This is a genomic window from Bradyrhizobium sp. LB13.1 (assembly GCF_054056815.1).
Genome location: NZ_JBSRYQ010000001.1, coordinates 165,222 through 187,145 on the forward strand (window position 1 = coordinate 165,222; position 21,924 = coordinate 187,145).

Annotated in this window: 16 protein-coding genes and 5 pseudogenes; 8 read left to right on the forward strand and 13 right to left on the reverse strand. The window is 63.8% G+C overall.

Annotation, left to right across the window (positions count from 1 at the left end; all coding sequences use genetic code 11):
- Positions 1–38: 38 nt before the first annotated feature.
- From ACVWYI_RS00800 to ACVWYI_RS00830, 7 genes and pseudogenes are all read right to left on the reverse strand, one after another.
- Complete coding sequence (locus ACVWYI_RS00800) at positions 39–734, reverse strand: branched-chain amino acid ABC transporter ATP-binding protein (RefSeq protein ID WP_456660944.1); 696 nt, start codon at positions 732–734, stop codon at positions 39–41.
- A pseudogene (locus ACVWYI_RS00805) lies at positions 727–1,463 on the reverse strand (ABC transporter ATP-binding protein). The gene ACVWYI_RS00800 and the pseudogene ACVWYI_RS00805 overlap by 8 nt, the downstream one beginning before the upstream one ends.
- A complete protein-coding gene (locus ACVWYI_RS00810; protein ID WP_456660945.1) occupies positions 1,450–2,556 on the reverse strand; it encodes a branched-chain amino acid ABC transporter permease in 1,107 nt (368 codons plus the stop codon). The pseudogene ACVWYI_RS00805 and the gene ACVWYI_RS00810 overlap by 14 nt, the downstream one beginning before the upstream one ends.
- Positions 2,557–2,562: 6 nt before the next feature.
- Positions 2,563–3,784: pseudogene (locus ACVWYI_RS00815) on the reverse strand (substrate-binding protein).
- Positions 3,785–3,786: 2 nt separating this feature from the next.
- Entirely contained in the window at positions 3,787–4,644 is an 858-nt protein-coding gene (locus ACVWYI_RS00820) for a branched-chain amino acid ABC transporter permease (RefSeq protein WP_456660946.1), read from the reverse strand.
- A 139-nt stretch (positions 4,645–4,783) separates the two neighbouring features.
- Positions 4,784–6,298 carry an amidase gene (locus ACVWYI_RS00825; protein WP_456660947.1) on the reverse strand — a complete coding sequence of 505 codons (1,515 nt, stop codon included), beginning with the start codon at positions 6,296–6,298 and terminating at the stop codon, positions 4,784–4,786.
- Between the two features lie 160 nt (positions 6,299–6,458).
- On the reverse strand, positions 6,459–7,643 hold the full coding sequence (locus ACVWYI_RS00830) for a substrate-binding domain-containing protein (protein WP_456660948.1): 1,185 nt from the start codon (positions 7,641–7,643) through the stop codon (positions 6,459–6,461).
- Between the two features lie 178 nt (positions 7,644–7,821).
- On the opposite strand from ACVWYI_RS00830, the gene ACVWYI_RS00835 reads away from it, so the two are divergent.
- Positions 7,822–8,256, forward strand: coding sequence for a MarR family winged helix-turn-helix transcriptional regulator (locus tag ACVWYI_RS00835; RefSeq protein ID WP_247340138.1), 435 nt, complete (start codon positions 7,822–7,824; stop codon positions 8,254–8,256).
- A gap of 208 nt (positions 8,257–8,464) precedes the next feature.
- Here ACVWYI_RS00835 and secA read toward each other — a convergent pair whose 3' ends face one another.
- Positions 8,465–11,308, reverse strand: a complete 2,844-nt coding sequence (gene secA / locus ACVWYI_RS00840; RefSeq protein WP_456660949.1) for a preprotein translocase subunit SecA — start codon at positions 11,306–11,308, stop codon at positions 8,465–8,467.
- Positions 11,309–11,661: 353 nt separating this feature from the next.
- Here secA and ACVWYI_RS00845 point away from each other — a divergent pair.
- A pseudogene (locus ACVWYI_RS00845) lies at positions 11,662–12,616 on the forward strand (peptidylprolyl isomerase).
- A 128-nt stretch (positions 12,617–12,744) separates the two neighbouring features.
- Complete coding sequence (argJ, locus tag ACVWYI_RS00850; RefSeq protein WP_456660950.1) at positions 12,745–13,986, forward strand: bifunctional glutamate N-acetyltransferase/amino-acid acetyltransferase ArgJ; 1,242 nt, start codon at positions 12,745–12,747, stop codon at positions 13,984–13,986.
- Between the two features lie 95 nt (positions 13,987–14,081).
- Here the strand turns inward: argJ and ACVWYI_RS00855 are convergent, their stop codons facing one another.
- Complete coding sequence (locus tag ACVWYI_RS00855) at positions 14,082–15,431, reverse strand: TadE/TadG family type IV pilus assembly protein (protein ID WP_456660951.1); 1,350 nt, start codon at positions 15,429–15,431, stop codon at positions 14,082–14,084.
- 136 nt (positions 15,432–15,567) lie between these two features.
- Here ACVWYI_RS00855 and ACVWYI_RS00860 point away from each other — a divergent pair, with 136 nt between their 5' ends.
- Entirely contained in the window at positions 15,568–15,978 is a 411-nt protein-coding gene (locus tag ACVWYI_RS00860; RefSeq protein ID WP_456660952.1) for a (deoxy)nucleoside triphosphate pyrophosphohydrolase, read from the forward strand.
- 135 nt (positions 15,979–16,113) lie between these two features.
- Here ACVWYI_RS00860 and ACVWYI_RS00865 read toward each other — a convergent pair.
- A pseudogene (locus tag ACVWYI_RS00865) lies at positions 16,114–16,963 on the reverse strand (methyltransferase domain-containing protein).
- 143 nt (positions 16,964–17,106) lie between these two features.
- Here ACVWYI_RS00865 and ACVWYI_RS00870 point away from each other — a divergent pair.
- Genes ACVWYI_RS00870 through ACVWYI_RS00885 form a run of 4 tightly spaced genes read left to right on the forward strand, consistent with a single transcriptional unit; the run spans position 17,107 to position 19,578 of the window.
- On the forward strand, positions 17,107–17,901 hold the full coding sequence (locus ACVWYI_RS00870) for a ComF family protein (RefSeq protein ID WP_354106875.1): 795 nt from the start codon (positions 17,107–17,109) through the stop codon (positions 17,899–17,901).
- A 47-nt stretch (positions 17,902–17,948) separates the two neighbouring features.
- Positions 17,949–18,224 carry a glutaredoxin 3 gene (grxC, locus tag ACVWYI_RS00875; protein WP_354106874.1) on the forward strand — a complete coding sequence of 92 codons (276 nt, stop codon included), beginning with the start codon at positions 17,949–17,951 and terminating at the stop codon, positions 18,222–18,224.
- Positions 18,221–19,099, forward strand: coding sequence for a carbon-nitrogen hydrolase family protein (locus ACVWYI_RS00880; RefSeq protein ID WP_456660953.1), 879 nt, complete (start codon positions 18,221–18,223; stop codon positions 19,097–19,099). Before grxC ends, ACVWYI_RS00880 begins: the two co-directional genes overlap by 4 nt.
- Complete coding sequence (locus ACVWYI_RS00885) at positions 19,096–19,578, forward strand: DUF1178 family protein (RefSeq protein ID WP_456660954.1); 483 nt, start codon at positions 19,096–19,098, stop codon at positions 19,576–19,578. The genes ACVWYI_RS00880 and ACVWYI_RS00885 overlap by 4 nt, the downstream gene beginning before the upstream one ends.
- Here ACVWYI_RS00885 and ACVWYI_RS00890 read toward each other — a convergent pair.
- From ACVWYI_RS00890 to ACVWYI_RS00900, 3 genes and pseudogenes are all read right to left on the reverse strand, one after another.
- Positions 19,575–20,474 (reverse strand): EamA family transporter, encoded by a 900-nt coding sequence (locus ACVWYI_RS00890; RefSeq protein WP_456660955.1) that lies wholly within the window; start codon positions 20,472–20,474, stop codon positions 19,575–19,577. The genes ACVWYI_RS00885 and ACVWYI_RS00890 overlap by 4 nt on opposite strands.
- Before the next feature lie 172 nt (positions 20,475–20,646).
- Positions 20,647–21,421, reverse strand: a pseudogene (gene ubiG / locus ACVWYI_RS00895) (bifunctional 2-polyprenyl-6-hydroxyphenol methylase/3-demethylubiquinol 3-O-methyltransferase UbiG).
- Positions 21,422–21,435: 14 nt separating this feature from the next.
- The gene (locus ACVWYI_RS00900) at positions 21,436–21,903 is read right to left on the reverse strand and encodes a PH domain-containing protein (RefSeq protein WP_247353127.1); all 468 of its coding nucleotides are present in this window, start codon (positions 21,901–21,903) and stop codon (positions 21,436–21,438) included.
- Positions 21,904–21,924 lie beyond the last annotated feature (21 nt).

Here is a 21,924-nt window from a genome sequence, read left to right on the forward strand (position 1 = left end):
ACGCCCCACACCAAGCGATCTGACAGTCCGCAAGTTATCTACGGCGCCAGATACCGCAGCAGCTCCGGATTACCCCTCACCTCGCCTGCCTCGCCTTGCAGCGCGACGCGGCCGCGGTCGAGCACGTAGGCGTAATCGGCGACGCGCAGCGCGAGATCGAGGTGCTGCTCGACGATGATGACGGCGATGTTTTTCGCGAGCTCGATCAGGCGTTCGGTGATCTCCTCGATCACGCCGATCCAGACGCCTTCGGTCGGCTCGTCCAGCAGCAGCAGTTTTGGATCGCCCAGCATGGCGCGGCCGATCGCGAGCATCTTGCGCTCGCCGCCGGAGAGGGTGCCGGCGGGCTGGTCGAGGCGCTGGCCGAGCTTCGGGAAGATGGTCAGCACGTGGTCGACCGCGTCGGCCTTCCTGCTCGCAAGCGAGCCGACCGCGAGATTGTCGCGCACCGACAGGCGCGCGAACACCGAGTGCTCCTGCGGCACGTAGCCGATGCCGGCGCGCACGCGCTCCTGGGTGGCGCGGCGGCTGATGTCGCGGCCGTCGAAGGCGAGTTCGCCCTTCCACGCCGGCAGCTCGCCGACGATGGTCTTCATCAACGTGGTCTTGCCGGCACCGTTGCGGCCGAGCACGGCGACGCCGCCGCGCCAGGGAATGCCCAGGTTGACGTCGAACAGGACCTGGCTGCGGCCATAGCCGGCATCGAGATGCTTGATGTCCAAAAATTCAGGCACGGCGCAGATAGATCTCCTGGACGGATTTGTTGGCCTGGATCTCCGACACCGTGCCTGACGCCAGCACCTTGCCCTGGTCGAGCACGGTGAGACGGTCGCAGATATCGCGGATGAAATCGAGGTCGTGCTCGACGATGACGAGCGAGCAATGCTTTTTGATCGGCTGCAACAATTCGCCGGTGACGCGGCGCTCCTCCAGGCTCATGCCGCCGGTCGGCTCGTCGAGCAGCAGGAGTTTCGGCTTGCCGGCAAGCGCCATCGCGATCTCCAACCATTGCTGCTGGCCGTGCGACAGCGCCGCCGCTGAATCGAAAGCGCGGTCGGCAAGGCGAAATTGCGTCAGCATGGTCATGACCTGGTCGTGCAACGCGACCCGGGTGCGCGAGAAAACGAGGTCGAACAGCGAGGACTGCGCCTGGAGCGCGAGCAAGATGTTGTCGTAGAGCGTCAACGACGGCAGCACGCTGGTGATCTGGAATTTCAGGCTCATGCCGGCGCGGGCACGCTCGGTCGGCGTGAACGCAGTGATGTCGGTGTTTTGACGAAGGAGACCTTGCCCTGCGTCGGTACCTCGGCCCCTGCAATGCATTTCATCAGCGTGCTCTTGCCGGAGCCGTTCGGACCGATCAGGCCGTGAAACTCGTTCTCGCCGACGGTGAGCGCGGCGCCATCGAGCGCAGTGAGCTTGCCAAAGATTTTTTTGACGCCGGCGGCTTCAAGGAGCGGCATTGCGCTTCTCCTTTTCGGTCTCCTTGGGCCTGGCGCCAAAACTGCCGACCCGCTCGCGCTCACCGAGCACAAAGCTGATCAGGCCGAGCGGCCGGAACAGAATCACGAGCAACAGCAGCACGCCAAGGATGATCGGCCAGACCTCGCGGTAATTGTCCGACAGCCAGAAACTGACGCCCTCGACGATGACGGCGCCGATGACGGCCCCAATCAGCGTGCCGGAGCCGCCGAACAGCACGTAGAGCACGACTTGCGTCGAGACCACGACGCCGACCATGTTGGGCCAGACAAACCCTTCGTGGAAGGCATAGAGGCTGCCGGCGAGGCCCGCGACGGCGCCGCCGATCGCGAAGATGATCGCCTTCAGATGCTGCGCCTTGTAGCCGAAGAAGGCGATCCGCTGCTCGTTTTCGCGCAGGCCCGCCAGCGCAAGGCCAAACTGCGAGCGCACCAGGAAGCGGCAGAGGAGATAGACCACAATGAGGATGCCGAGCACGAGATAATAGAAGGACGGCCCTTCCGAGAATTCGTAACTGCCGAGCGTCATCGACGAAATCGAGGGGATGCCGTTCTGCCCGCCGAGATAGTACCAGCCGCGCGCGAGCCGATCGGCGGCGTAGGAGCCGGTGAGTGTGCCCAGCGAGACGAAGATCACGCTGGAGGGATGCCGTCCCAGCAGCAGGAAGCCCCCGAGCAGCAGCGCGAAGGTCAGGCCGATCAGCGTTCCCGCGGGCAGCACCAGGAAGATGTTGGTGATATCGAGGTCGCGCGCGAGCAGCGCCACACCGTACCCGGCTGAGCCGAAGAACAGGGCTTGGCCGAAACTCATGATGCCGGCATAGCCCCACACCAGATCGAACGACAGCGCGAACAGCGCGAGGATAATCACGCGCGTAGCGAACACCGTGAGGTAGTCCTGCAGCACCAGCGGTGCGAGCAGCGCCGCGACGAGCACGACGCCCTCCACGATCGGCAGGACCTTTCGTCCCGAAGCGGCCTGCCCTGCCGTCCCGCTGCTACCCATTGCGACGCCCGCCTCCCCGCCGATCTCGGCGGGGATCGCCTGTTTTACTGCGCCCATCGATTTCGGCATTCGACCTTAGCATTCCTTGGGATCGACGAGCCCGTCGCTGCGTCCGACGATCTCGTAGTTTCCAGCCTTGGCGACCGCGGTGTACATCTTCATCTTGCAGTGCCGCTTGCCCGGCACCATCTCGGCCGGTCCGCCCGGCCCTTCAGCGATCTTGGCGTGGTCGAGGGCTGCGGCCACCGAGTCGCGATCGACCTTGCCGGCCTCCTTGACGGCCGCTTTCCCACAGCTTGAGGCCGCGATAGGTGCCGGTCGCGGCACTGCCGGCCGCGAACAGGAAGTTACCCGGAAAATCCTTCTCATAGGCCGCCTGGATCTTTGCGTCGAACGGGTTATCCTTGGTCAGCACCTTGAAATAATCGAGACAGCTTGCGAGCCCCTCGATCTCGGCGGCCTGGTTGATGTTGAGCGTGTTCTCGTCATAGTAGACGCAGGCGAGACGCCCACCGTTCTTGAGGAAGCCCGCTTCATAGAGCTGCTTGAAGAACGGGCCGACACCAGGCGGAATGACGGTGTTGAAGACGACGTCGACCTTGTTGGAGATGATGCGGTTGACGGTCGAGGAGAAATCGACCTGGTCAAGCGGGTAGTATTCCTCGAACACGACCTCGCCGCCGTTGGCCTCGATCACCTTGCGGGCGTAGACGTTGAGCGTGTGCGGCCAGACATAGTTGGCGCTCGGCAGCGCGAATTTCTTGCCGCCGTTCTTGATCAGCCAGGGAATGAATTCGTCGCACTGCTGCGCGGGCGTCGGCCCGGTGCAGAACAGATAGGGCGTGCACTCCTTGCCTTCATAGAGCTGCGGATAGATGTAGAGCGTCTTGCCGCGCGCGACGATCGGGTCCTTGATCGCGTTGCGCATCGACGAGGTGATGCCGCCGAGCACCATGTCGACCTTGTCGCGCTGGATCAGCTTTCGGACGTTGCCCACCGCGACCGATTCGTTCGACGCGGTGTCCTCGATGTAGAGCTCGAGCGGACGGCCGAGCAGGCCGCCGGCATCGTTCATCTGCTTGACCAGCATCTTGGCGACGTTGGCGTCCGCCGTGCCGGCGTACGCAATCGGGCCGGTGAGGTCCGTCGCGATGCCGACCTTGATCGGACCTCCCGCTGCATTGGCCCAGGGCGCCGGAATCACCCAGCTGCCGACACCGGTCGCGACTGCGCCGGTTGCGAAGGCGAAATTGGAGAGGAAACGACGTCGGGTGAGATTGGTGCGTTCTGCAAACATATTTAAACCCCTCTTCCAGCGATGAGGCCCTGTGGCCGGAATTTGATGAAAACAATGGCGAGCACGAAGACGAGGACGTCGGCGACGACGGGCGCCATCACCCAGGGCAACGCGGCGCTGAGCGTACCGATGACGCCGGCGCCCGCGACCGGCCCGATGAAGGAGCCGACGCCGCCGACCATGACGGCGACAAATCCCTGGATCAGGAAGCGCAGGCCGAGATCGGCGTAGAGACTGAACACGGGGACGATCAGTGCACCGGCAAGGCCGGCAAGCGCGGAGCCGAACGCGAAGGTGGCGCCATACATCAGCGGCGTTGAAATGCCTGAGGCGCGCGCCAGCGACGGGTTTTCCAGCGTGGCGCGCATGCGCAAGCCGAAGTTCGTGCGCGACAGCAGGAGATAGCAGCCCGCCATCACCAGCAGGGTGATGACGATGATGGTGAAACGCCAGGCCGAGATGTGCATGGCGCCGATGTCGATCGAGCCGCCGATCGGCTCCGGCACGGTGAGATAGAAGCCGCCGATCAGTCCGCGCACGGTCTCACGGATGATCAGGCCGAGCGCATAGGTGCCGAGCATGGCCACGATCGGCGCGGCGTAGAACCGGCGAATGATCAGCGCCTCCAGCACGAAGCCGAGCGCGCCGACCACGAAGGGCGCCGCGACCATGCCGGCCCAGATCGGCAGGCCCTTGGCGTAGGCGAGATAGGTGATGTAGGCCCCGAGCAGGACGAACTCGCCCTGCGCGAAGTTGAAGATGCCCATCATGCTGGCGATGATCCCGAGCCCCAGCACGATCAGGACGATGATCGCACCAAAGCTCAGGATCTCGAACCCCGCGACGAACGCGTTAGCCATGCGCCGGAGCCTCTCCCGTTCCGATGGAATCGGAACGGGGCTCTGGATTGTTGTTTTGACGCGTTTTCCTGACGCGAACCGACATCCACTTCGCTCGAAAACGCTCTGCTGTTCCGTCCGCCTGCATCAACTGTCTCGCTCACATCTTCTTCCAGTCGCCGATTTGCTCGAAGGCGTGGGCGGCGCGGTAGATGGTGGTTTCCTCGAACATGCGGCCGACCAGCATCAGGCCGACGGGCAGGCCGTCGACCATGCCGCAGGGCAGCGACATCGCGGGATGGTGGGTGATGTCGAACGGCGCGGTATTGGAGATCATCTCCAGCGCGCGCGCGACGTAGTCTTCGCGGCTGGCCGTGGGCTCCGGCAGCTTGGTCGCCTTCATCGGTGTGGTCGGCAGCAGCAGCAAATCGTAGTCCTTGAAGGCCTTGTCGTAGGCCGCGGTCAGGCGTCGGGAGATGTTGAGCGCCTTGCCGTAATAGCGGGGACCAAAAGTGTTGTTGATGTGGGTGCCGAGCAGCAGGAACAGTTTTGTGGTCTCGGACAGTGAATCCGCCTGCCGCCGCCAGCCACGATGGAAATCCATCAGCGTAGTCGAATAGAGGTCGGACCGGCTCAGGCCGTAGCCGTCGCCATACATCATGGTCTGGGTCATGCCCTCGGTCCCGATCGGCGTCCAGATCGCGGGGCCGACGAGATGCATCGGGATCGAGACGGTCTCGACCGTAGCGCCGAGGTCCCTAAAGCGTTTTGCGGCTTCGCGAACGCTTTCGTTGACGGCGGCTTCCGCGGTCGCCTGCTCAAAGCCTTCCTTGAGGATGCCGATCTTCATGCCTTTCACGCCCTGGCCGAGCGCCTTGGTGTAGTCCTCGACCTTGGGCGCCTTGATGCGCGGATCGTAGCCGTCGTCGCCGGCGAGCACTTCGAGCAGCAGCGCATTGTCGGCGACGGTTGCGGTCATCGGGCCGGTGTGATCGACGAAAACCTCGATCGGCATGATGCCGGTGTAGGGCACGAGGCCCCAGGTCGGCTTCATGCCGTAGGTGCCGCAGAACGAGGACGGCATGCGGATCGAGCCGCCCTGGTCGCCACCGATCGCCATGTCGACCTCGCCGAGCGCGACGACGACGCCTGAGCCCGAGGACGAGCCGCCGGCCGAATAGCCCATCTTGTGCGGATTGTGCACCGCGCCGACCGCGTTGGTGTGGCTGCCGCCGGACATGCAGAAGGATTCGCAATGCACTTTTCCGGCGATCTCGGCGCCGGCATCGAGCATACGGGTGACGATGGTGGCGTCGAAATCGGGAACGTAGCCTTCGAGTGTCGCCGAGCCGTTCATCATGGGAACGCCGGCGAGCATGATGTTGTCCTTCAACGCGACGGTCTTGCCCTTGAGCTTGCCGCTGGCAGCGCCCTTCACGGTCGACTTGCGATACCAGGCGTTGCGCGGGTTCTCTTCCGGTGAGGGCCGATAGCCCGGCGTGCGCGGATATTTGACCTCCGGCACCTCGTCCGGCATGGCGCCGACGAGATTGTAGGCTTCGATCGAGCCCTGCATCAGGCCGCGGAACGAGGCGACATCGTCGTCGGTCAGCGAAAGGCCGCACTGGTCGGCGACACTGCGAAGTTGGGCTGGCGTGGGAAGGACAACTGTCACGGCGCTCTCCTCAAAGGCTTCTTGATCCCTGGCGTTGGATCCTCATGGGCGCGCGTGCACGGCGCGGGCCAGTCGGCACCACTTCGATATTACAGACGGAAATATTTTCCTTTTCAAGTATTATTTCGCGAATGTGCCGGACCGGAGGGAAGACGTGAGGTCAGAGCGTCTTGATGAGCTTGAAGTCGAGGCCGTCCGCTTCGGCAAGGTACATCGGCATCTCGGCGCGGCCATCGCGGATCGTGACGGGACCGCGGCCTGCCGAATAGATCGTGTTGCGTGCCGCCTTCAACAGCGGACGCAAGGCCAATGAGCCGGCACGGTTGGCGACGGACTCCAGGAACCGCAGCCCCTCATAGTTCGACTGGCCGACCGAGCCGACCGGCGGCGCGTGCGGGCCGAACATGGCCTGATAAGCGCAAAGGAATTCGTCATTGGCGCGCGAGGCCATGCAGTTGAAATAGCCGGAGGCGCAGAACAAGTTCTCGGTGTTGTCGGCGCCGATGCCGAGCAGCACGGTCTCGTCCATCGCGCCCGCGAGCCGCAGCGTCGAGGTCGCGAGGCCCGCTTCCGCGAAGGCGCGGTTGAAGGTGATGCTGTCGGTGCCGATCAGCGAGATCAGCACCACGTCCGGCTTGGCAGCGCGGATGCGCGCCAGATGCGCCTCGTGATGGTCTTCGCCGACGGGGACGAACTCCTCGCCAACGACCTGGCCGCCAGCTTCCTTGATGTAGCGCTTCACCGCGCGATGCGACAGCCAGGGCCAGACATAGTCGCTGCCGATCAGATACCAGCGCGCCGCCTTCTTGACGTCCGCGAGCCAGTGGATCGACGGCCGGCTCTGCCAGCGGGGCGTCTCGCCGATCGCCATCACGCCCGGCGTACGCTCGCCGCCCTCATAGACCGGCGTGTAGATATAGGGGATCCGATTGCCGGTGACCTTGCGCAAGGCAACGCGCACGGCGCTGATATGCGAGCCCATGATGAGGTCGACCTCGTCGAAGGCGATCGCCTGCTCGGCGCGCCGCACCACCTCGTCAATCGGGCCGCCGGAATCGTAGATCGACAGCTCGAGCTCGCGACCCAGAATGCCGCCGCGCCTGTTGATCTCGGCAACCGCCAGCATTGCGCTGTTGGTCGAGGTCGGGCCCCAGATTCCGGGCGAGCCGGTGAAGGTGAGAAAATTGCCGATGCGGAGCTTGTTGCGCGCGCCGCGGCGCTTCATGAAATGCGCGTCGATCGGAGACAGGTCGAAGTCGGTCGCGACGGGCGACAGATTCCGCAACAGCATGGACGGCGGCAACGCCGGACCGCCGTGAGCCGGGAAGTTTACCGTCGTGTGCACGCCAACTCCTGTCTGGCACCAGACCTGAAAGCACATTGCGCAGGCGGCCGCGGCATCCGCCCTTTTGTTGGGCAATATCCTATTTTGAAAATATTGAATATTCAAGAATTGAAGTGCATATAGATGCAGCATCGATTGCAAGACATTCACTCATTTGGGTCAAGACAAAGTCTTAGCCGTGGCAAAACCAAACTCCCCGATCACCGAACACCTCGCCTACCTGCTCGCGCAAGCTAACCGGGAGATCAACCGGCAGCTCGAACTGCGGTTGAGCAAGGAAGGCGTGCCCGTCGAGCAATGGCGCATCCTGAAAGTGCTGTCGGATGGCAACGGCCATTCGATGGGCGAGCTTGCGGATGCCGTGCTGCTCAACCATCCGACGCTGACCAAGATGATCGACCGCATGGTCTCGGACACGCTGGTCTACCGCGTGCAGGACCCGAACGATCGCCGCAAGGTTCTGATGTTCATCTCCGATCGCGGCAAGGTGCTGAGCAGGAAGCTCAACTCGCTCGCGGTCGACCAGGAGGAGCACATCCTGGAGAGCTACGGCGACAAATCGACCAGCGAGTTGAAGCGGCTGCTGGAGAGCTTGATCGACAGCTCGAATTAGAGCGGTGGCGTAGCACACGCTCGGCACGTCCTCCCGGACAAGCGACGCGCACAGCGGGCACCACATACTCGCTGTCACCGCCCGCCTTGTGCGCAATTGCGCACTGGGGCGGGCGATCCAGTATTTCAGAGATAGTAATTTCTGAACCGAGAAGCTGCGGCGTACTGGACGCCCGGTCAAGCCGGGCGACGACAGCGGAATTTAACGGCTAAGCGTACCGCCCATGGCAGTGCTTGTACTTCTTGCCGGAGCCGCACGGGCAATCCTCGTTGCGGCCGATCTTGCCCCAGCTTGCCGGGTTTTTGGGATCACGCAGCGCCGCATCGGTGGCCTGCGCTCCGAGCGAGACGTGGGCGAGCGCCATTTCGTCCTCGCCGGTGTTCGGATCGAACTTGTGCGCTTCCATCTGCGGCAGCACCGGGGCTTCCTGTTCCGGCGGCACGATCTCGACCCGCATCAGCTGCGCGGTGACGGCCTCGCGCAGATGCGCGCTCATCTCCTGGAAGAGATTGAAGGCCTCGGTCTTGTACTCCTGCAACGGATCGCGCTGGCCGTAGCCGCGCAGGCCGATGACCTGGCGCAGATGGTCGAGCATGATCAAATGCTCGCGCCAGAGATGGTCGAGCGTCTGGAGCAAAATGGTCTTCTCGACGTAACGCATCACGTCGGGGCCCCATTGCCCGACCTTGGCGGCCATGTGCTCGTCGGCGCGGGTCTCGATGCGCGTGAGCAGCTCCTCGTCGGCGATGCCCTCTTCCTTGGCCCAGTCTTCGACCGGCAGGTCGAGATCGAGCACGCGCTTGAGCTCTTCCTTCAAGCCCGCGACGTTCCACTGCTCGGCATAGGCATGCTCGGGCACATGCTTGGCAACGAGGTCGTCGATGAAGGCGTGACGCATGTCAGTGACAGTCTCGGCGACGCTGTCGTCCTTCATCAGGTCGACGCGCTGGTCGAAGATCACCTTGCGCTGGTCGTTCTGGACGTTGTCGAACTTGAGCAAATTCTTGCGGATGTCGAAGTTGCGGGCTTCGACCTTCTGCTGCGCCTTCTCCAGCGCCTTGTTGATCCAGGGATGGATGATGGCCTCGCCCTCTTGCAGGCCGAGACGCTGCAGCATGCTGTCGAGGCGATCCGAGCCGAAAATGCGCATCAGATCGTCTTCCAGCGACAGGAAGAACTTCGAGCGGCCGGGGTCGCCCTGACGGCCGGAACGGCCGCGGAGCTGGTTGTCGATGCGGCGGGATTCGTGGCGCTCGGAGCCCATGATGTAGAGGCCGCCGGGCTTCTTCACGGTCTTGGCGGGCTTCGAACCCTTCGCCGGCTCGATCTCGACCTCTTCCTCGGCCTTCAGCACGATGTCGCGGAAGTGCTCGATATCGGCCTTGATCTGTTCGATCTTCTTGGCCTTCTCGGCCTCGTCCTCGATGCCCCCGGTCTCCTGAAGGATCCGCATATCGAGCGAGCCGCCGAGCTTGATGTCGGTGCCGCGGCCGGCCATGTTGGTCGCGATCGTGATCGCGCCGGGCACGCCGGCTTCCGCGACGATATAGGCTTCCTGCTCGTGGAAGCGCGCGTTCAGCACCGCGAACAGCTTGGCCGGCTTGCCGGCGCGGGCGGCGGCGTACAGCTTCTGCATCGAATTTTCGTTGCCGAAATCGATCTGCCGGTAGCCGTGCTTCTTCAGATATTCGGCGATCACTTCCGATTTTTCGATCGAGGCGGTGCCGACCAGCACCGGCTGCAATCGCGCATTGGCGCGCTCGATCTCGGCCAGGATCGCGGCGTATTTCTCGTTCTGGGTGCGATAGACCTCGTCGTCCTCGTCCAGACGAGCGACCGACAGATTGGTTGGGATTTCCACGACCTCGAGCTTGTAGATGTCGAACAATTCGTCGGCTTCGGTCAGCGCCGTACCGGTCATGCCGGCGAGCTTTTCGTACATCCGGAAATAGTTCTGGAAGGTGATCGAGGCCAGCGTCTGGTTCTCCGGCTGGACCTGGACGTGCTCCTTGGCTTCCAGCGCCTGGTGCAGGCCTTCGGAATAGCGCCGGCCCTGCATCATGCGGCCGGTGAACTCGTCGATGATCACGACCTCGTCGTCGCGGACGATGTAGTCCTTGTCGCGGGTGAACAGCGTGTGGGCGCGCAGCGCCTGGTTGATGTGGTGCACGACGGAGACGTTCTCGACGTCGTAGAGCGACTCGCCCTTGAGCTGGCCGGCATCGCGCAGCAGCGTCTCGATCTTCTCCATGCCGCCTTCGGTGAGCGTCACGGTGCGCTGCTTCTCGTCGACCTCGTAGTCGGTCTTGTCGAGCTTGGGCAGGAAGCCGTCGATGGTGTTGTAGAAGTCGGAGCGGTCGTCGAGCGGGCCGGAGATGATCAGCGGCGTGCGCGCTTCGTCGATCAGGATGGAGTCGACTTCGTCGACGATCGCATAGAAGTGCGGCCGCTGGACCATGTCCTCGAGCCGGTACTTCATGTTGTCGCGCAGATAGTCGAAGCCGTATTCGTTGTTGGTGGGGCCGTAGGTGATGTCGCAGGCATAAGCCGTCTTGCGCTCGGAATCGTCCAGGCCGTGGACGATCACGCCGGTGGTCATGCCGAGGAAGCCGTAGATCTGGCCCATCCAGGCGGAGTCACGGCTGGCGAGGTAGTCGTTGACGGTGACGACGTGGACGCCCTTGCCGGCGAGCGCGTTGAGATAGACCGCGAGCGTCGCAACCAGCGTCTTGCCTTCGCCGGTCTTCATCTCGGCGATGTCGCCCTCGTGCAGCACCATGCCGCCGATCAGCTGGACGTCGAAATGGCGCTGGCCGAGCGTGCGCTTGGCGGCTTCACGGACCGTGGCGAAAGCGGGGACCAGGAGGTCGTCCAGCGTTTTGCCGTCAGCGATCTCTTTCCTGAAGTCGGCGGTGCGGGCCTTGAGTGCCTCGTCGGAGAGTTTCGAGACCTCGGGCTCCAGCGCGTTGATCGCGCTGACGCGGGACTGATATCCCTTTACCCGCCGGTCGTTGGCGGAGCCGAAAAATTTGCGGGCGAGCGCGCCGATCATACCTGGTTCCTGTGTTCGCGATTCAACCGCGTTGCAGCCGAGAGGTTGTCACCCGCCTGCCCATCAACTCACCGTGACGCCTGGTGGCGCCGGAGCCCGGACTGCGGGGTCCATCCGCCATATGGGTGGGAGTTGGGCAAGTCTGGGTTCAACGGCCAAAAACGCAGCAAAATAAACGCCATCGCCATGGACGCGACCGCGCAGAGATATGGCCCGGTCAGGGCCTTGTCAACGGCGGGCGCATTGCGGCTAATTCATCATTTTGACAGACTTTTCGCGTTGCCAAGGCCCCCTGAATTGGGCGAGTGTCCGCCCCGCTCGAGCAGCCTCCTGCTTCAACAAAAGGATTTTCCATGACCACCTCGTTCCCGGTAACAACCGGCCAGCGTTTCCGCCACGCGTCCGCCCTGGCTGGCTGCCTCGCTTTGGCGCTGTCCCTGGCGTTTGCGGGCCCGCTCCGGGCCGCCGACGATCCGGTACTGGCGAAGGTCAATGGCGCGGAAATCAAGAAGAGCGACGTCGCCATGGCCGAGGAGGAACTCGGGCCGAGCCTCGCCCAGATGGACCCGGCGACCAAGGACGAGAACGTCCTGTCCTTCCTGATCGACATGAAGATCGTCGGCAAGGCCGCCGAGGACAAGAAGGTCGCCGACGGCGAGGAGTTCAAGAAGCGCCTCGCATTCGCCCGCAACCGCCTGCTGATGGACAGCCTGCTCGCCGGCGAGGGCAAGGCCGCCATCACCCCGGACGCAATGAAGAAGGTCTATGACGAGGCCTCCAAGCAGATCACCGGCGAGCAGGAAGTTCGCGCGCGCCACATCCTGGTCGAGACCGAGGACGAGGCCAAGGCGGTGAAGGCCGAGCTCGACAAGGGTGCCGATTTCGCCGAGCTCGCCAAGAAGAAATCCAAGGATCCGGGCTCGGCCGACGGCGGCGACCTGGGCTTCTTCACCAAGGAGCAGATGGTGCCCGGAATTCTCGGCGGTCGCCTTCGCGCTCGAGCCGGGCAAGATCTCCGATCCCGTGAAGTCGCAGTTCGGCTGGCACGTCATCAAGGTCGAGGAAAAGCGCAGCCGCAAGGCGCCGGACTTCGAGCAGGTCAAGGCCCAGATCGAGCAGTATGTCACCCGCAAGGCCCAGGCCGACTACGTCGCCAAGCTGCGCGCGGAAGCCAAGGTCGAGCGGCTGGACCAGCCGGCCGATGCGGCAAAGGACGCCAAGCCGGCTGATGCGGCCAAACCTTCCGATGCCAAGCCCTCCGATGCGAAGCCGGCCGACAGCAAGATGGCGCCCCCGGCGAAGAAGTAAGAATTCGCTGTCACTTCACGGACGCCAATAGTATCTAACGTCGCAATGGCCGGGCCAAAAGTGCGAAGCACGTCTTCGCACTGGATGTCCCGGCCATCTGCATGTCCAGACCTCACCAAGGCGCCCCGATGTCCTCCTCCGTTTCTCCCCTCGCCCCGAAAAACGTTCCCGACATGCCCGTGATCGCGGGCGTCCGCCTTGCGACGGCCGAGGCCGGCATCCGCTACAAGAACCGCACCGACGTTCTGCTCGCGGTGATGGACAAGGGTACCGCGGTCGCAGGTGTCTTCACCAAATCGAAATGCCCGTCCGCGCCGGTGGAATGGTGCCGCGCCAAGCTGAAGGGCGGCAAGGCGCGGGCGCTGGTGGTCAATTCCGGCAATGCCAATGCCTTTACCGGCAAGACCGGCCGCAGCTCCACCGCGCTGACCGCGAAGATCGCGGCCAAGGCCGTCGGATGCCCCGAGGGCGAAATCTTCCTGGCCTCGACCGGCGTGATCGGCGAGCCGCTGGATGCGACCAAGTTCGACGGCGTGCTCGGGCGTCTCGCGGAAACCACCGAGGCCGGCGATTATCTGGCGGCCGCCAAGGCGATCATGACCACCGACACCTTCCCGAAGGTCGCGACCGCGACCGTGAAGCTCGGCAAGGCCAAGGTCACGATCAACGGCATGGCGAAGGGCGCCGGCATGATCGCGCCCGACATGGCGACGATGCTGTCGTTCGTCTTCACCGACGCACCGATCGCGCCCGCGGCGCTGCAGGCGCTGCTCAAGAGCGGCGTCGAGGACACCTTCAACGCAGTGACGATCGACGGCGACACCTCGACCTCGGATACGCTGCTTGCCTTTGCCACCGGTGCTGCCGCCGAACACGGCGCGCCAAGGATCAGCCGCGCCGGCGACCCGCGCCTGAAGGCCTTCGTCAAGGCGTTCAACCAGGTGCTCGCCAATCTTTCCGAGCAGGTGGCCCGCGACGGCGAAGGCGCCCGCAAGCTGGTCGAGATCACCGTCGAGGGTGCCAAGACCAAGGCGTCGGCGCGCAAGATCGCGATGTCGATCGCCAACTCGCCGCTGGTGAAGACCGCGATCGCCGGCGAAGACGCCAATTGGGGCCGCGTGGTGATGGCGGTCGGCAAGGCCGGCGAGCCGGCCGACCGCGACAAGCTCTCGATCTCCTTCAACGGCATCCGCGTCGCCAAGAGCGGCGCGCGCGATCCGTCCTATGACGAGGCGCAGGTGTCGGAGGCGATGAAGGCGCCGGAGATCTCGATCAAGGTCTCGCTCGGCCTCGGCAAGGGCCGCGATCGCGTGCTGACCTGCGACCTCACCAAGGAGTATGTCGCGATCAACGGGGATTACAGGTCGTAGCCCATCTCCTCGCCCCGTTTTTGCGGGGTGAGGGACCGCTGCCGCATCGACGCTGACAACCGGCCTCGCGGAGAGTCCCTCTCATCCCGATCAAATCACCCCGAGATCCGTGCGTCCGCGAGCGCCTTCTGGAACAGAGCGTTCATCGCGTCCGAAATGCCCTGGGTGGGGCTAACCTCGAAATAGAATCCTGGCGAAGCGCAGCTCTCCATGTTCTGCGCGATCTCGCTGTTCGGGGACGGCCCCCATGTCCCGGCGTTGAAGGGCGCGATCCAGTCCTTGTACCAGCTGTCAGTAGGGGGCTGATACGTTGTGTACAGCACCGCGACCTTGATACCGCGGTTCTTCAACGTCGTGCACAGCGCGGGATTGATAGGTGACTGACAGCGCGGCGCTATGTTTCCCCAATTCTTATTGTACATCGTCTTCAGGCAAGAGGCATTGCTTTCATCGGCGACGCCGTCCGATACAAAAAACAAATACTTCAGGGGGGCGGAAGATGTGCCGGCTCCCGGCGAGGCGATTGCGCTATTGATTGCGGGAAAGATGGTGGTGAAGGGAGTATCCTTATCGGCAGTAAAAGCGTCATTCTGACCGGCGACCGACATCAGGTCGATGTTTCCCGCCGCAGTCTTGGCGGACGTCAGGCTCGACGAGAGCGAGAACAGATTTCTCAATCCGATCGTTGCTGACGCAGCGCCGAAATCGTAGATCGCCATCCTGAACTGGTTCGTGTAGGTCTGCGTGTTCCGGGCTGTGTCCATCAAGTTCGCGCTCGCCTGGCGCACCACGTCGATTCGGGTAGTGATGCCATTTGCTTTGGCAATGTCGTAGTTGCTTGTGCCGGCCTTCTTGGAGGTGTCGTGACACGCGAATGCGCATCCACCGGTCTTTGCCTGCAAATTCGTTATGTCGGTCGGTGTCGCTGCGACACCCATCGACGGAGAATTGTCCAACAGGAGATAGAAGTCGATATAGAGCGGCATGTTGGCTGTGGCCGTGGAAGTGCCCGACATCGCCACCGTGCTCTTGCCGATCACGCCGAGAAACATCGTGTTGATGGTCGCGGAAAAATTGACCGTCGAGGTTACCGTGGAGCCAGTCTTTGAGACGACCGGCGTCACGCTGGTGAGCGTGTATCCGTTCTGATTTGCCCGGTTGGCGTCGAAGATGTTCTTGGCGTCGGTGACTCCGGCCGCAATGGATCCGTCCGCCATCATGGTGCCAGCCGCGAGGTACGCCGGCGAATTCTTGGCAATCGAACCGACGCTGGCGGCGTCCGCCGCAGCCTGCAGCTTGGATCTGATCTGCGTCGCCCGCGAATAATCGATCCCGCAGCCGACCGCGGTGATCAGCGGGACGCAGGTCAGCGCGAAGATCACTGCGATATTGCCGCGTTGATCGAGACCGAACCGTTGGAGAATTGTGCGAAGCGCGGCACGCATAGGTGGGGATCCCGGAGTCTGAGCTTTTCCACTCTAGGAACCGTCGATTAAATATGACTTATGGAGAGCTCGGAAACCGGGCCGTAACGGGTTAACGAACCGTTACGGATGATCTTCAGCGAGCGACATTCCAGGCATGGCCGATCTCAAACTGACACTGGTGGTGGCCTGCGCGCTTGTCGATGCCGACAAGCGCGTCCTGATCGCGCAGCGCCCCGAGGGCAAGACGCTGGCCGGCCTCTGGGAATTTCCCGGCGGCAAATGTGAACCCGGCGAGCGGCCGGAGCAGAGCCTGATCCGCGAGCTCCACGAGGAGCTCGGCATCACGGTCGCCGAACCCTGCCTGGCTCCGCTGACCTTTGCGAGCCACGGCTACGAGACCTTTCATCTGTTGATGCCGCTCTACATCTGCCGGCGCTGGGAAGGCATTGTGACGGCGCGCGAGGGCCAGAATCTCGCCTGGGTTCGCGCCAACAAGTTGCGCGACTATCCCATGCCGCCAGCGGATATTCCGCTGATCCCGCATTTGATCGATTTGCTGATGTGAGACGTGCGGTGCCCCGGACGCAGCGCAGCGCTTCTTCAGCGATGCGCTGCAGAGCCGGGGCCCATGCTTGCCGCAGGGCTGGGTCCCGGCTCTGCGCAGCAGCGTAAGAACGCTGCAGCGCGTCCGGGACACACGTCACTCCTTCCCCGCCTTCTTCACCGCCTCCGCCAGGCTCGCCTTCGCCGACCCCGGCTTCAGCGGCTGCTGCTGGCTCGCATGCGGGGCCCAGCCCGAGAGCCAGATGATGTCGAATGTCGCACGAATGCGGCCGTCGGCATCGGCAAAGCGTTCGGCATAAATTCTCGGCCATCCGCAGCAGCGTCGCGCGCCGCGACAACGTGCGGCGCCGCTCGATCAGCACATTGGCCGCGCCCATGCGGCGGAGATCCTGCATCAGCGCAAATGCATTGGCGTAACGCACCACGATGCGGTCGACATCGGTGACCGGCAGCGCAAAGCCTGCCCGCTGCAACAGCGCGCCGATATCACGCAAATCCGCGAACGGCGCGACGCGCGGCGACACGCCGCCTTCGCATTCAGCTTCCGCCGCGGCGAACGCCTGCCGCAGCTCGGTCAGGCTGTCGCCACCGATCATCGCGGCGAGCAGCAAACCATCCGGCTTGAGCGCACGACGGATTTGCGCGAGCACGCCTGGCAGGTCGTTGACGAATTGCAGCGCCAGTGCCGACACGACGAGGTCGAGGCTCTCCGGTGCAAAGGGAAGTGTCTCCATACCCGCTGCGTCGAGCGCGATCCGCTCGACGCAAGGCAGTCGCGTGCGCAACGCCGCAAGTCCCTCGCCGGGCGTCCAGAGATCGGCTCCCGCGTGAAACTCGCGCATCACAGCAGCCAGCCGGTCCGACATGTCCTCGGCGACCCGATCGAGCAGGAAGGTGACCTCGCCCTGCGCCTGCGCGCGCCGCTGCCGCGCATGCAGCAAGGCGCGATCGAACAGAGCGGGCGGGGTCTGGGAGGGCTGAGCCATGCCGCTGGTTACGCCGATCCAAGTCGTTCTGGCAATCGCCTCTGTTCTGTCCCGGACGCGGTGCGGCACGCAGTGACGCTCCGCAGAGCCGAGGCACGAGAGTGCTGCTTGAGCCGACAAGCGCGGAACGCTAGCTTCTCCCCATGGACGCCTCCGCCCCTTCCCGCTCGCTCTCCGGACCCTTGCGGGCCGCATGGACGGCCGGCCGCCATGCCCTGTCGCGTGCGGCGCGGCTCGCGCTCGACATCGCGCTGCCGACCTTGTGTGTGTCCTGCCGCGAGCCAGTCGATGGCGAGGGCGTGTGCGCGGCCTGCTGGGCGCGGCTGTCGTTCATCGAACGGCCCTACTGCCCGCGGCTCGGCATTCCCTTTGTGTATGACCCCGGCCCCGACATGCTGTCGATGGAGGCGATCGCGAGCCCACCGGCCTACCAGCGGGCGCGCGCCGCGGTACGTTACGACGACGTCGCGCGCACCCTGGTGCATGCGCTGAAATACCAGGACCGCACGGATTTGGCGCCCGCCATGGGCCGCTGGATGGCGCGTGCGGGTGGCGAGCTGCTCAGCGAGGCCGATATGCTGGTGCCTGTTCCCCTGCATTGGCGAAGGGCCTGGCGCCGCCGCTACAACCAGTCCGGGGCGCTGGCGCGGATCATCGAGAGGCAGAGCGGAGTGAAAGTGAAGGCCGAGGTGCTGCGCCGGGTACGCGCCACCGAGCAACAGATCGGCCTGTCGCGGGCCCAGCGCGCCACCAATGTGCAGGGCGCATTCCAGGTATCGCCCGACCGTCAGGCGGAGGTCCAGGGTCGGCGCATTGTCCTCATCGACGACGTCCTGACCTCGGGTGCGACGCTGGATGCCTGCGCGCGGGCCCTGCTCCGCGCCAAGGCGGCCCAAGTGGACGTGCTGGTCTTTGCCCGGGTTGTCGAGAGCCGGTGAAGTCCCATATAATTCAATGAATTCATGACATGAGAGCGCCAGACAACATGACCGCTGCTGTCGAGATCTACACAAGGCCGGGCTGCGGCTATTGTTCCGCCGCCAGGTCGCTGCTGACCCGCAAGAAGGCAACCTTCACGGAGTTCGATATCGCCAGGAACCCGTCCTGGCGCCAGGAGATGTACGATCGCGCCGGCGAAGGCACGACCTTTCCGCAGATCTGGATCGGCGGAACCCATGTTGGCGGCTGCGACGAACTCTATGCGCTCGACCGCGGCGGCAAGCTCGACGGCATGCTTGAACATGTGAAGGCGGAGTCATGAGCGAGATCGGGACCTTCACCGCGGCCATGGTGCAGATGCGCACCGGCCTGATGCCCGAGCCGAGCCTCGCGCAGGCCACCAAACTGATCCGGCAGGCTGCGGCCAATGGCGCCGACTACGTGCAGACGCCCGAAGTCAGCAACATGATGCAGGTCAACCGCAAGGCGCTGTTCGAGCACCTCCAGAGCGAAAACGACGACAACTCGCTGAGGGCCTACCGGGCGCTCGCGGCGGAGCTGAAAATCCACATCCATGTCGGCTCGCTGGCGCTGCGCTTCTCAGAGGAGAAAGCGGTCAACCGCTCCTTCCTGATCGGGCCCGAGGGCAATGTGCTCGCGAGCTACGACAAGATCCACATGTTCGACATCGAGCTGCCGGACGGCGAGAGTTATCGCGAATCCGCCAATTACCAGCCGGGCGAGACCGCCGTGATCTCCGACCTGCCCTGGGGCCGCGTCGGGCTGACGATCTGCTACGACGTGCGCTTCCCCGCGCTCTACCGCGCGCTGGCCGAGAGCGGCGCATACTTCATCACGGTGCCCTCGGCCTTCACCCGCAAGACCGGTGAAGCGCATTGGCACGTGCTGCTGCGTGCACGCGCGATCGAGACCGGCTGTTTCATCTTCGCCGCCGCGCAGGCCGGCCTACATGAGAACAAGCGCGAGACCTATGGCCATTCGCTGATCATCGATCCCTGGGGCGAGATCCTCGCCGAGGGCGATGTCGAGCCGGGCATCATCATGGCCAGGATCGATCCGGCCAAGGTCGAGACCGCGCGCCGCGCAATCCCCTCGCTCCAGCACGGCCGCCGCTTCGGCGTCGCCGACCCCAAGGCCGGGCCGGACCATCTGCACCTCGTGCGGGGATCGGCATGATCCGCTACGCGCTCCACTGCGACCGGAACCACGACTTCGAAAGTTGGTTCCAGAGCTCGTCGGCATACGATTCGCAGGTGAAGCGCAAGCTCGTGACCTGTCCGATCTGCGGCTCGGCCAGGATCAACAAGGCGATCATGGCGCCTCGCATCGTCGGCAAGAAAGGCCGCGGACCCGCGGCGCCGCCGCCGGAGCCCGTGGCTGCGACCACGCCCGAGGCTACACTGTCCGGACCGACCTCGCTGATGATGGCGCAGGAGAAGGAGCTTCGCACCAAGCTCAAAGAGCTGCGCGATCACATCGTGAAAAACGCCGACAATGTCGGCGAGCGTTTTGCGAACGAGGCCCGCGCGATGCATTACGGCGACAAGGAGCACCGTCCGATCTACGGCGAGGCTTCGCCCGACGAAGCCAAGTCGCTGATCGACGAAGGCATCGAGGTGTCGCCGCTGCCGACGCTGCCGGAAGACCGGAACTAAACTGCCACCAGCACCGCCACACCGACCACGATCAGCGCGATGCCAAGAATCTCGCGTGCCGCGATTGGCTGCTTGAACGAGTAATACGCCACGGCCTGCGCGAACAACACCTCGATCAGAGCGAGCGTGCGGACGTTGGCGGCGGCCGTCAGCGCGAAGGCGAGGAACCAGAACTGCGAGGCGAACGCGCCCATGAAGCCCGCGAGCAGCGATGGCTTCCACAGCCCCAAAATCGCCTGAAGCACCTTCGGCGCGCGCCAAAGCAGATAGATCGTCAGGATCAGCGTCTGCACGAACAGGCCGAGCACCAGCGTGAACGATGCTGCCGTCACAAAGGACACGCTGGGCACGTTGATGATAGCGCCCCGGAAACCGACCGCTGACAACGCGAACGCCGCCGCGGCGACCAGACCGGTGATGGTCGGCTTGAGTTCGGCAAAACTCTTCTCACCGCCGGGCCGCAGCGCGGTGACGACGACGCCGATGGTCGCGATCACGATCGCCAGCACCTTGAGCCAAGTCAGGTGATCGCCGAGGAAGACGAAGCCGAAGATCGCCGTCTGGATCGCCTCGGTCTTCAGGTAGGCCGTCGTCACCACGAAGGACCGGTCGTTCATCGCCAGCAGCATCAGGCCGGTCGCCACGATCTGGCTGAGCGCGCCGAGCAGCAGCCACGGCCAGAACACGGTCGGCGGCATGCCGAGATGATCGCCGGTCGCGACCAGCACCATGGCGAGAAACAGCAGCGAGAACGGGAAGCCGAACAGGAAGCGGATATTGGTCGCGCCCCAGGTCCCCAGCGGCTTCGTCAGCGACCGCTGCATCGCATTGCGCGCGACCTGGCCGAGCGCGGCAATGACGGTGAAGAGAATCCAGAGGCTGGCGATGGTGAACATGGGGGATGGCGAGTGGGTGAGAGAGGAAGTTGAGGCAACGTGCCGCTAGCGCTCAAGCAGGTCAATCACGCGGATGTCATGGGTGCGATGCTTGCGCGGCAAATTCAGTGTCGTCCTGGACAAGCGAAGCGCTGATCCAGGACGACGCCGAATGCTTGGAAGCGGCGTGGCCTCACACTATGCCTTCCGCCACGACCATGTAATTCACGTCGATGTCGGACGAGAGCGTCCATTTGTCGGCGAAGGGGCTGTAGACGACGCCGGTCTGTTCGGTGATGACGAGACGATTGTCGAGCAGGTATTTTCGTCAGCTCGTCGGGGGTGACGAACTTGTTCCATTCGTGGGTGCCGCGCGGCAGCCAACGCAGGACGTATTCGGCGCCGACGATGGCAAGCGCAAAGCTCTTCCAGTTCCTGTTCAGCGTCGAGACCACCATCAACCCGTTCGGCTTCAGCATCGCGGCGCAGCGCTTCAGGAAAACGCCGACATCGACGACGTGCTCGACCACCTCCATCGCCAGCACGATGTCGAATCGCTCGCGCGGGTCGATCTCTTCCACCGTGGTGCAGCGATAGTCGATCGACAGATGCGCCTTGTCGGCGTGCAGCTTCGCGGCGGCGATGTTGCTGACCGACGGATCGACGCCGATGACCTGCGCACCCAGGCGCGACAGCGGCTCGCACAACAGGCCGGCGCCGCAGCCGATGTCGAGCACGCGCAGACCGCCGAGGCAGTTCAGGCTGCGCAAGTTGCGTTCGAACTTGCGGCAGGCCGCATCGCGGATGTAGCCGAGCCGCAGCGGGTTGATCCGGTGCAGCGGGGCCATCTTGCCGTTTGGGTCCCACCACTCGGCCGAGAGTTTTGAAAATTTCGCGATCTCGGCGGCGTCGACGGTCGAGCCCGACGGCGGGCTTGCGGTAGCGGAAGTATCTTGCTGCATGCTCATCAGTAAGCGCGGTCCTACCGCGTGGTGATCGAACTACGGAAGGCGAGCGGTGAGGCGATGGTCCGGATGGTTTCGCGACCTTCCCCCACGCCATTGATGGTCACGTCGCCATAGTTGAGAATGCGTCCAAGAATGGTCTGATTCACATCGACGCTCTCGACCTTGTCCAGCGCCATCTCGAAGGTGCGGCGCTTGATGAACCCGGTCTTGTGCACAACTCGCAAGTTGGTGACGTCGGTCTCGGTGGTGAAGCGGTGGAACCAGCCCTTCAAGGTCCAGAACAGCGCCGCCAAGGCGACCACCCCCGAGGCGATGAGACACAGAATCACAAGCCCGTCGACCGCGGTTTGCCTTGACAGCACGAACAGGCCCAAGGCTGCGATCCATGCGAGGATGGCCGGAAAATAGAAGATCCAGTGCGCATTGGTCGAATACAGCACCCGCTCGCCCGGTTGCAGGATCTCGTCGATATAGCGCGCCATAACCTCGATTAACCCATTGCC